General features: G+C 32.6%; 13 protein-coding genes and 3 pseudogenes. 4 read left to right on the forward strand and 12 right to left on the reverse strand.

The window, feature by feature from the left end:
* Positions 1-59 precede the first annotated feature (59 nt).
* Positions 60-1,562 (reverse strand): class I adenylate-forming enzyme family protein, encoded by a 1,503-nt coding sequence (locus AC1DKZ_RS25050; protein WP_476997276.1) that lies wholly within the window; start codon positions 1,560-1,562, stop codon positions 60-62.
* Between the two features lie 210 nt (positions 1,563-1,772).
* Positions 1,773-2,306 (reverse strand): NAD(P)H-dependent oxidoreductase, encoded by a 534-nt coding sequence (locus AC1DKZ_RS25055; RefSeq protein WP_242310998.1) that lies wholly within the window; start codon positions 2,304-2,306, stop codon positions 1,773-1,775.
* A 124-nt stretch (positions 2,307-2,430) separates the two neighbouring features.
* Between AC1DKZ_RS25055 and AC1DKZ_RS25060 the strand changes: the two genes are divergently transcribed.
* On the forward strand, positions 2,431-2,754 hold the full coding sequence (locus tag AC1DKZ_RS25060) for a winged helix-turn-helix transcriptional regulator (RefSeq protein WP_002033301.1): 324 nt from the start codon (positions 2,431-2,433) through the stop codon (positions 2,752-2,754).
* A gap of 247 nt (positions 2,755-3,001) precedes the next feature.
* Here AC1DKZ_RS25060 and AC1DKZ_RS25065 read toward each other — a convergent pair whose 3' ends face one another.
* The 4 genes and pseudogenes from AC1DKZ_RS25065 to AC1DKZ_RS25080 form a co-directional block, all read right to left on the reverse strand.
* Positions 3,002-3,268 (reverse strand): ArsR/SmtB family transcription factor, encoded by a 267-nt coding sequence (locus AC1DKZ_RS25065; RefSeq protein ID WP_000661861.1) that lies wholly within the window; start codon positions 3,266-3,268, stop codon positions 3,002-3,004.
* A 187-nt stretch (positions 3,269-3,455) separates the two neighbouring features.
* Positions 3,456-4,577, reverse strand: a pseudogene (locus AC1DKZ_RS25070) (anti-sigma factor domain-containing protein); the annotation flags it as partial.
* Complete coding sequence (gene sigI, locus AC1DKZ_RS25075) at positions 4,570-5,292, reverse strand: RNA polymerase sigma factor SigI (RefSeq protein ID WP_476997277.1); 723 nt, start codon at positions 5,290-5,292, stop codon at positions 4,570-4,572. The pseudogene AC1DKZ_RS25070 and the gene sigI, both read right to left, overlap by 8 nt.
* A gap of 98 nt (positions 5,293-5,390) precedes the next feature.
* Positions 5,391-5,585 (reverse strand): hypothetical protein, encoded by a 195-nt coding sequence (locus AC1DKZ_RS25080; RefSeq protein WP_033708374.1) that lies wholly within the window; start codon positions 5,583-5,585, stop codon positions 5,391-5,393.
* A gap of 216 nt (positions 5,586-5,801) precedes the next feature.
* On the opposite strand from AC1DKZ_RS25080, the gene AC1DKZ_RS25085 reads away from it, so the two are divergent.
* Positions 5,802-6,008, forward strand: a complete 207-nt coding sequence (locus AC1DKZ_RS25085; RefSeq protein WP_000834521.1) for a hypothetical protein — start codon at positions 5,802-5,804, stop codon at positions 6,006-6,008.
* A gap of 68 nt (positions 6,009-6,076) precedes the next feature.
* Here AC1DKZ_RS25085 and AC1DKZ_RS25090 read toward each other — a convergent pair whose 3' ends face one another.
* The 5 genes and pseudogenes from AC1DKZ_RS25090 to AC1DKZ_RS25110 form a co-directional block, all read right to left on the reverse strand.
* A complete protein-coding gene (locus AC1DKZ_RS25090; RefSeq protein ID WP_033709650.1) occupies positions 6,077-6,355 on the reverse strand; it encodes a hypothetical protein in 279 nt (92 codons plus the stop codon).
* 154 nt (positions 6,356-6,509) lie between these two features.
* Positions 6,510-7,094: a recombinase family protein gene (locus AC1DKZ_RS25095; protein ID WP_427327850.1), complete on the reverse strand. Its 585-nt coding sequence runs from the start codon at positions 7,092-7,094 to the stop codon at positions 6,510-6,512.
* 277 nt (positions 7,095-7,371) lie between these two features.
* Positions 7,372-7,560: a hypothetical protein gene (locus AC1DKZ_RS25100; protein ID WP_002137395.1), complete on the reverse strand. Its 189-nt coding sequence runs from the start codon at positions 7,558-7,560 to the stop codon at positions 7,372-7,374.
* Positions 7,561-7,797: 237 nt separating this feature from the next.
* Positions 7,798-7,982 (reverse strand): annotated as a pseudogene (locus AC1DKZ_RS25105) (hypothetical protein).
* 1,608 nt (positions 7,983-9,590) lie between these two features.
* The gene (locus AC1DKZ_RS25110; RefSeq protein ID WP_033709884.1) at positions 9,591-10,334 is read right to left on the reverse strand and encodes a M15 family metallopeptidase; all 744 of its coding nucleotides are present in this window, start codon (positions 10,332-10,334) and stop codon (positions 9,591-9,593) included.
* Positions 10,335-10,578: 244 nt separating this feature from the next.
* On the opposite strand from AC1DKZ_RS25110, the gene AC1DKZ_RS25115 reads away from it, so the two are divergent.
* Positions 10,579-10,833: a SunI/YnzG family protein gene (locus tag AC1DKZ_RS25115; protein WP_476997278.1), complete on the forward strand. Its 255-nt coding sequence runs from the start codon at positions 10,579-10,581 to the stop codon at positions 10,831-10,833.
* A 513-nt stretch (positions 10,834-11,346) separates the two neighbouring features.
* On the opposite strand, the pseudogene AC1DKZ_RS25120 reads toward AC1DKZ_RS25115, so the two are convergent.
* Positions 11,347-13,418 (reverse strand): annotated as a pseudogene (locus AC1DKZ_RS25120) (VaFE repeat-containing surface-anchored protein).
* Positions 13,419-14,520: 1,102 nt separating this feature from the next.
* Between AC1DKZ_RS25120 and AC1DKZ_RS25125 the strand changes: the two are divergent.
* On the forward strand, positions 14,521-15,373 hold an 853-nt coding region (locus tag AC1DKZ_RS25125; protein ID WP_476997279.1), incomplete at its 3' end, for a histidine kinase dimerization/phospho-acceptor domain-containing protein.

A 15,373-nucleotide genomic window follows, 5' to 3' on the forward strand; every position in this document is an offset into this window, starting at 1 on the left:
TAAATAAAAATCCAGTTATGGTTTATACATAACTGGATTCTTCATTATTTAATAACCTTTTATTTCACAAGAAAAACATCCCTTAATTCCCTCTTCAACACTTTCCCTAAAGCGTTTTTCGGTAATTCGTCCATAAATACAACTTCTGGTATTTTATAGCTTGCTAGTTTTTCTTTACAATGCTGAATAATCTCTTCTTCTGTTAAAGACGTTTGAATGTCCTTTACAATGTAAGCTGTTGGAACCTCCCCCCAAAAGTCATTTGGAATCCCAACTACTGCAACTTCTAAAACACCATTTATTTCATGAATTACATCTTCTACTTGATCTGGATATACGTTGTCACCACCGCGTACGATAACGTCTTTATATCTTCCCATAATATGTAGAAATCCATCATCATCTATCATACCGGCATCACCCATGTTAAACCAATTATCTTTTACTACCTTCTTTGTTGCCTCTTCATTATTCCAATATCCTTTAAACATGTACGGGCTTTTCACATGAATTTCTCCAACTTCATTTGTTGTTAGCTCATCACCTGTTTCTGGATGAACAATTTTCAGCTCTACATGTTTCAAAGTTTTCCCTACAGAAGACATTTTTTCTTTTCCCATATTTGGATGCCAAGAAGTTACTACCCAACCTTCTGTACTCCCATAACCTTGCACCATATAAATGCCTTTTTCCATATATTTTTGAATGAGTGTTTCTGGCACTTTTGTACCACCACTTTGCGCTACTTTAAATGCCGAAATGTTGCGCTCTTTTTTATCTAATTCATCAAGCATGTAACTATAAACAGCTGGGAACGCAAGCATCGTAGTAATTTTCTCTTCTTCAATCTTATCCCAAATAAGAGTAGGATTCGAATCAGCTAAAAAGACCATCGTAACGCCATGATAAATACAATTTAAAATAGAAAGCACACCACTCATATGAAACAATGGGTGCACTGATAAAAAGCGTTCACCTGCTGGAATTTCTCTTTGCCCCGCAATTTCAGTAAAATAATGGTGTAAGTTTTTATGACCAATTACACATGCTTTTGCCTGTCCAGTCGTTCCTGAAGTAAATAAGTAAATAGCATCATCATCTTCATGAACTTCCACATTCGGCTCTGTTATTGGCTGTTCCTTTAATTTTAATTCAAATAAGCCAAACCCTTCTTTTGTCGTCTCAATTACATAAGGAATTTCTTTAACTCCATTAATCTTTAATACAACTTCACTAAATTCATCATCAATAACTAATACTTTTAATCTCGCTTCTTTTACAATCGATTCTAATTCATAAGCAGTAAGCTGATGATTAATCGGAATAAATACCGCTCCAATTTTTAAGCTTGCCATCATAACGCTTGGAAACGGATGATTATTTTTGCATAGAATTCCTATACGATCCCCTCTTTTCACACCGGTATGTAACAAATAATGTGCAAGCTGATTTACTCGTTCATTATACTGCTGAAACGAATACCTTTTCTCTCCACCGATAAGCGCTTCCAAATTTGGTGACTGCATTGCTCTTTTTTGTAATAATTGTCGCATCGTTCTCAAGTAAAACTCCCCTTTATATATGTTAGGATTTTATTTTACCAGATTAACTATTAATTTACTAAAGATTAAACTTAGTGAATTTAAATGAAGTGAATCTTTAGTCGATGTGAGGTGTTCATCCCGACTGATTATTAGTCCACACCTTACGGGCGGTTAATGCGGGATAAACAAAAATAGCCATCTACTTAACAAGTAAATGGCTATTTCTCCTTATATATTAGAATACTCCTTATTCATCACATATTTCACATACTCAGGTGCACTTTTGTCAATCTCTTCATCACTGATTTCATATTCCGCACCATATAAATAAAATGATGGTATAAATTCCATTCCTGTATATAAGCTCGTAGCGTGGAATGGTTTGGTTAATTCATCCATTGTAATTCCGCTATTTTTATAGTCTTTTTCTAACCCACCTATAGAAATAGCTACACCAAATTCTTTCCCCTTCACTTTATCCCCTTTTGATCCGTAGGCAAATCCATATGTTAATACATCATCGAACCATTTTTTTAATAATGGTGGTGAGCTATACCAGTAGAGTGGAAATTGGAATATATATCGGTCGTGCTCTACTAACAGCTTTTGTTCTTCTTCAATATTAAATTCCCAATTTGGTGCCACTTTATATAATTCATGCACCGTTATTTCATCTGGATATTTCTCAAGTTCTTCTACCCATCTTTTATTAATTCGAGACTTTTCAATATCAGGATGTGCTACAATTACAAGTGTTTTCATATATTTTCTTCCCCCTTATAAATAATTCAAACGCTTTAGTATTAGTATGAATGAGTCACATATAATTGAAAAGTACGTACTTTAAAGTGCTATAGGAACCTTAAGGTACCTTTGGAGGTGTTATATGAATCAAAATGATAATTGCCCAATCGCAACGACACTCGACGTGATCGGTGGAAAATGGAAAATTCATATTTTATGTGTTTTGGCGGATGGAAAAATGCGAACAAATGAAATAAAACGAGAAATTCCAAACATTACACAAAAAGTTCTCACACAGCAACTTCGGCAACTTGAGGCTGATGGGATTATCCATCGTACTGTATATCAAGAAGTACCACCAAAGGTTGAGTACACAATAAGCGAACATGGAAAATCTTTAATGCAAATTATGGATGAACTATTTGAATGGGGAAAAGACCATCAGATCAAAAGATTACATGACTAAAAAAACTACCAAATTCTTTACATACTAGTGGGAATGGCACATCACTATCAAGCTAACAAAAAGACCCTAATAAGAAAACTTTCATTTTTATAATCCATTTAAACTTTAGCTTGATAGTGATACGGCAAGACCCTAATAAAGAAATGTATTAAACAAATTAAAAACAACAACACATACGACTAATGTTAATAAGAAAATTATAGTCGCTGAATTGCTTACTTAATTTTGAAATCTAAACAGTTACCCTTTAAGCCAAGCTTAATAATATCGCTTTTGTACGATTATCTGTTACTTCATAATAAATTTCTAACCCTTTCCGAGTACCTGTAACGACCTTTGTAGCTTTTAGTTTAGATAAATGTTGACTAATTGTACTTTGAGGCATTTGTAATGTTTCATACATTGTCGTTACGTTAATAGGACCTTTTGCAAGCATTATTTTTACTAATGATAAACGGACAGGATGTGCTAATACCTTCAATACTTCAGTGATTTCTTCATACATTTCTTTCATATTTTTTCTCCCCTTTTATATAAACATTAATGATATCCATATATATAATTCGAAAGGATATACGATTTTATGTCCGTCATTTTAAAAAAATGTTAAAAAATATCTTCAGATAGAAGGAATCTCCCCTCCGTTCAATATTCTATAGATTTTTCTTTCACTAAATATTATGTGGTAGGAGCTTTCCTTACTGAGACCCTCTGCCATTGTTCTCTTGCTGATTCCCATTATTCCCTTGGGACCCTCTACCGTTGTTCTCTTGCTGATTCCCATTATTTCCTTGGGACCCTCTGCCGTTGTTCCCTTGCTGATTCCCATTATTCCCTTGCGATTCTCTTCCGTTGTTCCCTTGACCATTCCCATTATTCCCTTGCGATTCTCTTCCGTTGTTTCCTTGCCCATTTCCATTATTTCCTTGTGACCCTCTTCCGTTGTTTCCTTGCCCATTTCCATTATTTCCTTGTGATCCTCTTCCGTTGTTCTCTTGCTGATTCCCATTATTTTCTTTTATTTGCTTCGGTTGTTGTTCATTAGATTGCTTTTGTTCTATATGCTCTTTCTTCTCGTTGCTTTCTTCTTTTACAGGAGATGCGTCCGATGATGCATCAGAAGATGACTTTTGTTGTTCTTGATTAGACGGAGGTGCAGGTGGAGTAAGCGATTTTTGCTTCTCATTCTCTTGTTTTATATAAACGCCCGTTCCAACCCCTGCTTTCTTGGCATCCTCCCGCATTTGCATCGTACTGCTTTGATATTCAACTGTAATATGTTTTATCTCATACTCTTTCTTTAATTCCTGCATAACCTTTTCCAACTGTGGTTCTAGCGACTTGTCCTTTGCAACAGCTGTTAGCATAACTTGCTTATCATTCGTTAAGTACTTATCCTCTTGACTCTGCTTTATAATAGTGCGTATCACATCTTGCAGATGCTTATTTTCCCACCCTTTCATTTCTTTTAAAATACGCCTTCCGTCATCATTACAAGCCCGCAAATCTATAACACGAAGATCTTCCGTTACGCTCGCCTCTAAACTTGGATTTATATCAACTGAGACATAAGCAAACACTTTTTCTTCTGGTTGATTGTAAAAAAACAGCAATACGCATAGAAAACCAGCAACAATTACTGTTGTAGGCTTTAAGAAAGGTGGCATTGAAAAACGTGGTGCTCTTTGCTCTTGTTCGTTAAACGAGATTTCCTCTCCAATCATGTAAGAGTGTACTTTTCTTTTAAACGTAATAAACTCTCCATTTGGAGTTAAAACAACTACGTTATGTTTCTTTATATCCATCACAATTCCTTTATTCATCATGCTTCTCCCCTCTTATATAATCCAGAATATATGTATAGTTGTTTGCAAAGATAATACACATCGCAATAATGTAGTTTCGATGTCGCTCCAACGTTTTACGACTTACCCTAACACGTGGTTCAATATGTTTAAGGGGTAATTTTTTCTTTCGGAACAGCTCTTCCATCATTTTCTCGTCTTTTATAATAATCTTTACAATTTCTATTAAGTGCTCACGCGTATCACGATGCTTAGGGGATTCCTTAGCAAGCTCTGAAAATGTGATTTTAAACTCAGCTAGTACACTTTGAAAATGAAGAATTTCCTCCTTACGGTTACTATTTTCCATCTCTTTCATATACTCCGTAAGCGACACTTGCATTTCTAACATTTCCTCTTGCTTATCTTCTTTTAAAAAGACAAGATTATGCTTAGACTCCTTGCGTATATAGTCAATTACATCTCTTTTTATAAGAAGATCAGCAAACGCTAGAAAAGATTTTCCTTTTTTATATGAATACTGTTCAATTGCTTCGTTAAATGCAAATAATCCAATGCTATATTCATCATCCTGCTCTGTAATGTACCTGCGGCAGACAGACGATATTGATTTTCTAATAAACGGCTGATACTGTACGATAAAAGCTTCCTTATCTCCACCGTTGTTTTGTATGTTAAATACGATATCTTCTATTTTCGTTTTTTTTAAGATTTTCATTACTAAACTCAGCACTAGTAATCTCCCTGCCTCCTTCTGCTTCAAATAGCAAAATGGTCACTAAACAAGTGACCATTTAACCACATTTTCTTAGTACTTTTCTTTGGGCTTGTCTACTTGCTATTGCTCATATTTTTCGAGGCCGATTTTTTTATATGACTATTTTTTCCACTTGTACTAAAGTGAAGTCTGTATTTTGTATTACTTTCTTGTTTTCTTTTGCAATACCACTTGCTCTTTTCTATTTTAGCTGCAATCTTTGAATAACTCTTCGCTATATTTTTGGTAATTTTAGCTTTTTCTTTCATTTATTTTCTTCTACTTATATATATTCGAAGGAATAAATAATTTTATGGGGGTCAAAAAAATATTTTTTATAAAATAGTTATTTTTTCAAAAATAAAAACCATCAATTGGAAGAAACTCGTTATAACTCCTCCTTATGGTAATTCCTTTGCAAACCTTTTTATTTAAATGTATAATTGTATTAAAAGTCTAAAATTTCAGAATCAGAGGGCAGCGTCATGAAAAGTTTTGGTACGTTAGTAATCTCTACCGTCATTTCAGCAGGCTTAGTGTATTATAATATCGATTCCTTTTATAATAAATTTACATCCGGGAATACATATTACTGGGTAAACGGTATCCTAGCTGCTGGATTCCTTATATCCTTAATTATCAACATAAAAGATATCATCAAGAAAAACTACACAACTTCTGAATCAAATTAAGGAGCCTATTATGGTTCCTTTTTCTATGCAAAATAAAAAAGCAGCTGTTAAGCTACTTTGAATTCTTCTTATCCCCAAATGAAATGATATATATATTCTCCCGTTACACGTTCATTAATTCCAGCGATCCTAGCGAATCTCATTAAGTCCGCCCCTTGAAGAAAATACACCGAGATCGTAACTGGTACTTGTGACCACATGAATTGATAAAGCTCATTCACTCTCTGATTCGTCGAAACGATTAAATCATTTACAGGTCCATGATTCCATGCAGAGGTTTGAACTGAAGTGAACGGAAGGTCTTTCCCATTAACCACTATTCTTACCACACTTTGAGTTATGTCCATAACAATCCCCTCCACCATTACAGAATTTAGACCTGTTTCTATACTCATATTCTTGATTAATAATAAATGTTTAAGGCAAACCCCTATTTTCATTTCTACTCAAGAACAATTTATTTGATAAAATAAAAAAGCAGCGCATTCGCTACTTTAAAATCTACATACTTCCCTTTTCTTTTGCTCTCTCATAAAGAACCGTGCGGCTTACACCTGTAACTTCACATATCTTCTTTACTGTAAACTTGTTTTCCTTTCGGTTTGCAAGCAGATCTAAAGCATGTTCCATATTAGGATTATCATCATCGTACTTCTTAGGGCGCCCTTTATAAACACCACGCTCTTTAGCTAGTTCAATACCTTCTCGTTGCCGCATTCGAATTAGGTCACGTTCTAACTGATTAACACCAGCCATTACAGTGAGTAGGAAAGTGCTGTATGGATTATCGCTTGTAGTATCAAGCCAATTGTCTTTTAACGACTTAATAGAAGCGCCTTTTTCTTTAATTGTTTCTATAAGTTTAAATAAGTCTTGTGTACTTCTGGTAATACGTGCTAATTCAGTTACTACAATCACATCACCTTCACGCAGATTGTCTAACATACGTAATAACTCAGGTCTGTCTGTTGTAGCCCCGCTAACTTTTTCTTCAAACACATAATCACATCCATAATCACTCAATTGTTTGAGTTGCCTTGCTAAGTTCTGATCTTGTGTCGATACACGAGCATATCCAAGAATCATTCTATTTCTCCCCTTTGTCCGTAAATTAACTATAGCTTAATAACAGCATTTAATTTCCGAACATGAAGAGAGTTGTAAAATAAGATAAGTATTTTAAATATGTCTAAATTATGAACGTATGCAATTCTAAATAAGTACACCCATAGCGGACGTTTCATTCTTTATTTTCATTCGATGTGTTCATTTGTTTTGTTGTCTTTCCTTAACAAGAAATCAGACCAGAAAATCCATGTACCAAAAAAGAGCGCTTTTCTTCAAAGCACTCTCCAATAGGAATTTACCATTCTCGACGCTTATCACAATCACAGTCACGATCATGATTACGTTTACGACGACATTCATCACAATCACAGTCGCGGTCACGTCTACAACGACGGTCATCACAATCTCTGCGTCTGCAGAACATTAAATCATCCCAAAATCTATCACAATCTCGGGAACGTCTGAAATTACAATTACATCCCATAAATATAATTACCTCCTCTTAACTCTAGGATTCATCATATTCTATGCTAAAAAACAAAAACAGCTTGTTTACTAGTCTACTTTCTGCATTTTAAAGTAATAATGTTATTATCTAATCTTTAAGTTTCAAATCTATTTTACCCCTTATCTTTCCTTAACAGCAAACAAGACGCCACCCAGATCACGGCAGTGCCTACGAAAATTGCTATACACTTAATCAAACTCATTTATCCTCACATTATTTATTTCTTTGCTTCCATACCCCATTCTCTTTACGATAAGTATTCTTTCCATTCATGAAGTCAGCTGTATTACCAGGAATACTATATTTCTTATTCTTAGCCTTCTTCTCCAGCTTTTTTCTCCTTGAATAGCTTGCAAATCCGCCTTCCATTGTTTCAACAAATCCTTTTCACGTCGCATCGAATTTGTACCCCTTGGATTAAAATGTGAACCAAATAATTAGATTCTTCCTATTTTAACAATAGGAACTTTTTTTGCTGGCATTATAGGATTTTCTAAGATGAATAATTGGATTGCGATGCTTAGGAGTGTAGCAACAGTCTTACTAACATTGTTATTATCAGTGTTTTTAACACTAACTTTGATTGTGGGTTATGCATTAAGTTAAACGTAGTTTTTCATGAGTAAAACTCAATATTCCGTCAATAATATAGATGACATTAGATTTTTCTCCTTGTTCTCCCTTGGAGATGAGCAGTTAGTTTTTGCTAACTGCTCTTATATTTATAACAAAGATAAGATTCTTTAGAATGATTCTTCTTTATTTTTCAATATAAGGAGCCTTGGATTTTCATTAAAACTCCTGTAGTATATGAACAAAGAGTAAGGTAAGAGTTACTCTTTGCCATTTTAGGAGAGGTTCTGTTGGAGACAACAGGACCTTTTTTCGTAAAGAGATGGTTTTGTTTAATTTCTCACCACTAACCACAAAAAAATATCTTATAATCGTTATATAATAAATTAAAATAACGGATTAGGAGTAGATCAAATGCCAGTTACACTAGAACTTATTCTTTTCATTCTTCTAGCAATTAGCGCTATTGGCTATTTAGTAAAAGAATTTCAAAAAACTAGGAAAAGAACACTTGGAATTTCACTAGAATTCTTGGTTCTTTTCTGGTCAATATGGAGAATATCGACTATCATAATCTGATTTGTAAAACATGAATTCCTTCGAATAAAAATCAATATTATGTCCATAATGTTGATAGGCTGTATGCCAAAATCCATTTAGTTTGCTCTGTATCTCCTTGTATTGAGCAGTTAGTTTTTGCTAACTGCTCTTATATTTATAACAAAGATAAGATTCTTTAGAATGATTCTTCTTTATTTCTCAATATAAGGAGCCTTGGATTTTCATTAAAACTCCTGTAGTATATAAACAAGGAGTAAGGTAAGAGTTACTCTTTGCCATTTTAGGAAAGGTTCTGTTGGAAACAGCGGAACCTTTTTTCGTGATTTAAAGGTACTAAGACAAAATGAAATATTTACCATGAAGGTAATTGTTAAATATTTTACGCTTATACAGTATAATGGGATAGTTATTGTGTATTGGCATTAAGAGGAGCGTCCTGATTAAGCGCTTCTCTTTTTTTATAAAATAGCTCCAAATTACTTGGACACATTTACCAGTTTATTCAACACAAATATCATGTTAAAATCCCTTGTGAATACGACATAACTCAACTTGGTGAAGCCCTGTAATATTTCCTATAGGGCTTCTTTTTTTACAAGCAGTTATTTCATTACGCTGACTATCTTGTTGTGCAAAATAACGATTTTGTTCACTTTTTTGATACATTTATAAAACATTCATATGTTATCTTCAGTAAGTTCTATTTCCTTTATAATATTGTGTGAAGTATACCAACGAACGAAGCCTAAAAAACTCTAATGAAGTGATGAAAAAAACCTAATTTCTCTACAAAACATTGAGAAATTAGGCTTTTTAATAGAAAAAGTAGCATTTATAAACAATGAATACAATTTAACTCTTCAATTCTATTTTCACAGATTCATATATTCTTCTAAAGTCAGTTTTTCCTTATATATATTTTCAGCAATATCTCCTACATAGCGAATATGCCAAGGTTCATATGCATAACCCGTAATACTTTCCTTCCCCTTAGGATAACGAATGATAAACCCTGCACGATGCGCGTTTTCTTTCAGCCATTTTCCTTCCTTCGTATTCGCAAAGGATAGCTCTAGTTCATTGTTCGCACTTTTAGAAGAAACATCCATCGTTAACCCTGTTTGATGTTCGCTATGCCCTGGCTTTGCAGAGAAGCGATCCGTATGCTCTTGCCCTTTCTTTTTAACATTGTTGGCATACAGACCTTTTTGATACTCATAGGAACGAAATCCTGAAACAGCATTCAACTGGATCCCATCTTGCTTAGCTAAAAGGAATAGTTTTTCTAACGCTTCCGCTGCTTCTTTACGAAGATGACTCTTTTCTACCGTTCCACTAAATGAGAACGGTACATTTGGTACAACTAAATCCTCTGGCATATAGTCTTCGGGTAAACCATATTCCTTATTTACTACAGCCTGTATACTAGCAAAGGAACTTGCTATCTTATTTGAAGTCCCATTTTGCTTACTATTTTTTTCTTTATTTATGGAGTTTTCACTAGTTTCATGGTTTGTCTTATATGGTTCTTTACCAATAGATATATTGGTGTAAATGATAAAGATACCTAGCATTACTACTATACAAGTTAAGGTTCCTACTAATTTAAGTCTCATCATTCATTTCCTTCCTGCAACTCCTACTGTTACTCATTCATCATACTTCAACCATATCAAATCCATATTAATTCCTTGTGAACTTTTCTTCATAACGTATTCCTTAATAGATTGATAGTATATCTTCCCTTTCTTTTGGCACCCTTAAAATATCAGCTCTATTCATACATGTAGAAAAACAATCTAAAAATTTGTATAATAAGATAAGAAGTGCAACATTCTATTATAGAAAGGTCTTGGTATAATGCTAGGTATTGATGTGCAAAAAAACAAGGAAGAATTAATTATTTCATGGCAATTAGCGAAGATTACAATTCCACTTCATGATGTAATTGAGGTTACAGAAGATACTACCTATGCTGGCGTTGAAGATCCTAGTGCAATTCGTATTGGAACAGCATATGGGACAACGGACCGCATTTTAATCAAAACAGTAAAACAAAATTATGTATTATTTACTACGAATAAAGTATCTATTTTAAACGCAATTCACGCGTAACAATGAGTAGATAAACGCACTTAAACAAAGTTCAAGTGCAATATGAAAGTGCAAAGTCATAGAATTGACTTCGCACCTTTTTTAAAACAATCTATATGAATGAAAATTCCCTTTAACATTTCAGTAAGGCCAAAGCCACTTCTGTCACACCATACTACTTTGTGTCCCATTTATCTAAATTGAAGAGATAACGCTCTCTTTTTTTGATAAAATTATCTCTATAATGATAACAGGAAAGGATTTGTTGCTTTATCACGGCAGAAAAAACACAGTTTGTAAAAAAAGAGCATTATATCCCCCAGTTCTCTATGAGACCTTTTGAAATAGCTAAGGGATTTTGTCTCACAGTAAATTTAGAAGCTGACACTTTGGAAGCTAAGGAAAAGAAAACAGGGAATTATTACAACAACTCAAAAATAAGCAAATAGATTAAAATACTGTAACTAGGACTAAATTATTAACATAAAAATAAGCACATCTTGTAAAAAAACAGATGTGCTTATTTTTTAATTTTTATGCATTTTTACGTTTTAGGAAAATCACTCCACCAACAATTAACAATAATGCACCTGCAGCCATAGAGATCCAACTTGTAAGGTCAGCACCTGTTTGGGGTAACCATCCAATTTTAGATTGAATTTCTTTCTTAGGTTGTGGTTGCTCTTTTACTTGCTCTTTAGGTTGCTCTGATGTTGGAGTATTTTTATCTTGATTCGGCTGTTCTGGTTTAGGTTGTTCCGGTTTTACCTCTTTGAATTTCACTGTTTGTCCCTTATCTTCAAATTCAGCGTGAATAGCTACTAAAATATTATCTTGATACAGTTCTTCAAATACTACTACTTCTTTACCTTGTAATGCAGAAGCATTAAATGTGAAATCTAATGTGATAGAACCATTTTTTTCTTTTGCAGTAAACTTAGATTCTACTGTTACTTCTTTATCATCAACTAATAATGGTTTGTTTGTTGCTTTATCCATTAGTTTGCCTTTTACAACGTACTCTTTACCCACGATTAAATCTTTGTATTCCACTTTATCTTGGATTGTTACAGATTTAAAAGCGTCTAACTCTTTAGAACCATCAGCTTTGTTTGTAGCTGTTGTTTTAATGGAAGGCTCTACAAATCGAACTGTTTGACCTACATCGTTAATGTCCGCGTGAGTTGCAATTACTTGACCTTCATGCAATAAGTCTTCAAACACAACTACTTCTCTTCCTTGCTGTTCAGCACCAACGAAAGTAAAGTCTAATGTTACAAAACCATTCTTTTCTTTTGCAATGAACTTAGTCTCTGCTGTTAATTCTTTACCATCAATTAATAATGGTTTGTTAATAGCTTTGTTCATTAATTTACCTTTTACAGTGTACTCTTTACCTACAACTAAGTTAGTATACTCTACTTTATCTTGAATAGTGATAGAATCCTTTGAATGAATCTCTTTTCCATCATCAGCTTTGTTTGTAGCAGTTGTTTTTACTGATGGCTTAACGAACTTAACTGTTTGACCTTTATCATTGATATCAGCATGTGTAGTAATAACTTTTCCGTCTTTCAGTAACTCTTCGAATACTACTACTTCTTTTTCTTCTAAACCAGTTGCATCAAAAGTGAAATCTAGTGTAATAGAACCATTTGCTTCTTTTGGTGTAAACTTAGTTTCAGCAGTTACTTCTTTACCATTTACAACTAATAGTTTATTAGTCTCTTTATCCATTAATTTACCTTTTAAAGTGTACTCTTTACCTACTTGTAGGTCTTTGTATTCCACTTTATCTTGGATTGTTACAGACTTAGAAGTGTGCATTTCTTTTGTACCATCGGTTTTATCAGTAGCTGTTGTTTTTACTGATGGAATCTTTTCATCTTTGACAATATGTTTAATTATTTGACCATTCTCTTTGATCTCAAAAGAGAATATTTCTTCATTCAATACATAACCTTTTGGTGCAACAGTTTCTTTATATGTGTATTTTCCAAATGGTAACTTTTCAAACTTCGCGATACCTTTATCGTCTGTTTTCCCTTTAACTACTTCTTTTCCTGCTTCATTATAAATAGTAAACTCTGCATTCGGAAGCTTATTGTTTCCATATAAGAACCACTCTTAGCATTTGTTTGTACTGTGTATAGGTTTGTTTCAAAAAACTCACCCTTTAATTCTGCCTTTTGCTTTTCAGCAGGAATCACATTCATAAAAATATCTTGAGTATCTTCACTTGTATTTGCAGCATTAATAATTGTCTTAGCCGCTTTTTCAACATTTTTATTTTCATGCTTTAATTCATTTACATCAAGTTGACCTAATGCATTCCAAACCGCAAGCTGAGTTGCATAATGTGCTTCATTCTTATTAGCTACTCCCAGTTGTTCTATACTTTTTTGTGGGAAACCATTTAATAGAACCCTATATACTACATTATCTGTTTTCCCCATTTCAGGAAGATCTTCACCATTTGGTGATTTTAAACCTAGAGTTAAACAATAAGCAATTTGACCGCTTGAATTTTTGATAATTTCAGTTCGGATATCCTTTCCTAAACTGTTGCTATAACTCCAGTTCATTGAATACTTTTCATGCGTCATAACCTCCGCATTTGCCTTCGGTAGAAACACATTAAAGAATAATGCTAGTACTGATAATAATGCAAAAACTCTTTTAACAACTCTTTTCCCCAATTTTAAAACCTACCTAGATAAAATGAATCTGATGTATTATTCAAATATTTAAAATAATCACAACGAAGATATTTCATATTATAAGACATAAAGTTACAAATATTATATTATTTTTACAAATTATTTATTTTCTCAACATTCACTATAAATTACAATATCAAAACATTTCATTTCACAAAAGTAACAATATTAGGATACCTTAACAAAATAAGAAACTTGGTAAAATACTAGAATAACGGTAGTTGGAGTACGGAAACGATTCTTCGCATGAAGGACCACTACAAAGATATTTTCAAATTGAATATATGTATTAATAATGAAATTTTATTGCATTTACACCTGCAATGTTTATATAAAAGATAGTAAATTATGTTTTTATAGGATTTTTTCTATTAGTTTACTGGAAATTTGCATTATTATGTGACAATAAATATCATTGTATTTAATATAAAATGATATAAAAAAAGGGGTATGCAGATAATTATCGGAACTTTCAATCGATTAATTATACTAAAATTAGTATTAAGAATATTAGTAAAAAAGTAACAACGTTATTACAAAGTTCGAATATTGGTCTAAGTACCCTAGCATCTCAATGGTAACCTCTTGAATACTTTTACGTTTTTAAATAAATTAAAATAACAAAAAAATAATAATTTTTAATTTTTTCTTTGTAATTTAATAAGTTGCATGTTAATATGGCGAAGGTTATAAAATGGATTTCGCCATACACAATGTTTTTTCGGAATATTCACTCCAGAGAAACGTAACTATTTCAGTAATTTGCTTCATCTTTTACCTATACAAGGGCTACTTTCAATTTTTTTGTTCATAAGTAAAAGTAACTTTTTATTCTATCTTCCTCATCGATTTTAATATAAATGGTAAAAAAGCACTTTTTCAAGTGCCCTTCCTTTTCTTTTTTAAAGATAGAAAATCTAATAAAATCAAACACCTAGATTAAACACATACATAATCCTACTTACAAACTCTCAGAGAGGTATAAACTATGGGAATTCCTACACTATTATTAAATACATTTATTATTATTATTTGTATCCTTAGTTACCAAGTATTTTGGCTAGAACATAAAGAAAAAATGGCATGTAATAATATATTAATTTCTGTACTTTCCTCCATTGCAATTATTTTTTGTATGACTTTTCCTTTTCATTTACACGCTGGGTTCATTTATGATTTACGTTTTATTCCCATTATATTAGTTTTTCTATATGGAAATACAAAGAGCATTATTTGTATTGGAGTTTTATATCTTTCTTATAGATTTTACTTAGGTGGAAGCGGAGTCTTCCCATCATTTATTATCTTTACTATTATTTCTGTTATTACAATCATGTTTCGTTACTTGTCACCTACTTATTTCAAGGAAAAGAAGATATTATTAAGTATTCTACTTATTTTGATATGTACAATTTCCCTTTCTATCTGCGGTATTGTAACGCAAATAAATACAAGTGGTAAAATTGACTCTACTCTCATTGAATTTTTATTCAATTATATAATCATAAATATTTTCACAGTATTATTATCAGTTTATTTAATAGAAGGAATGATCGAGAAATATAAAATAAAAGAAAGAATGCAAAGAGCAGAAAAATTTTATATAGCTAGCGAACTAGCTGCATCGATCGCGCATGAAATTCATAATCCACTGACCACGGTACGTGGATTCACTCAATTACTAAATGAAGAGGAGAGTGCTAAGATGTCTCAAGATAAGTACTTAGAAATTATGTTACTTGAAATGCAGCAAATACAATCTACTATTAATAACTATTTATCTTTAACCAAACCACAAAACATTATAAAAGAGGAACTAGATATTAATTACATATTAAATC

This window comes from Bacillus sp. 05T21 (genome assembly GCF_056396785.1).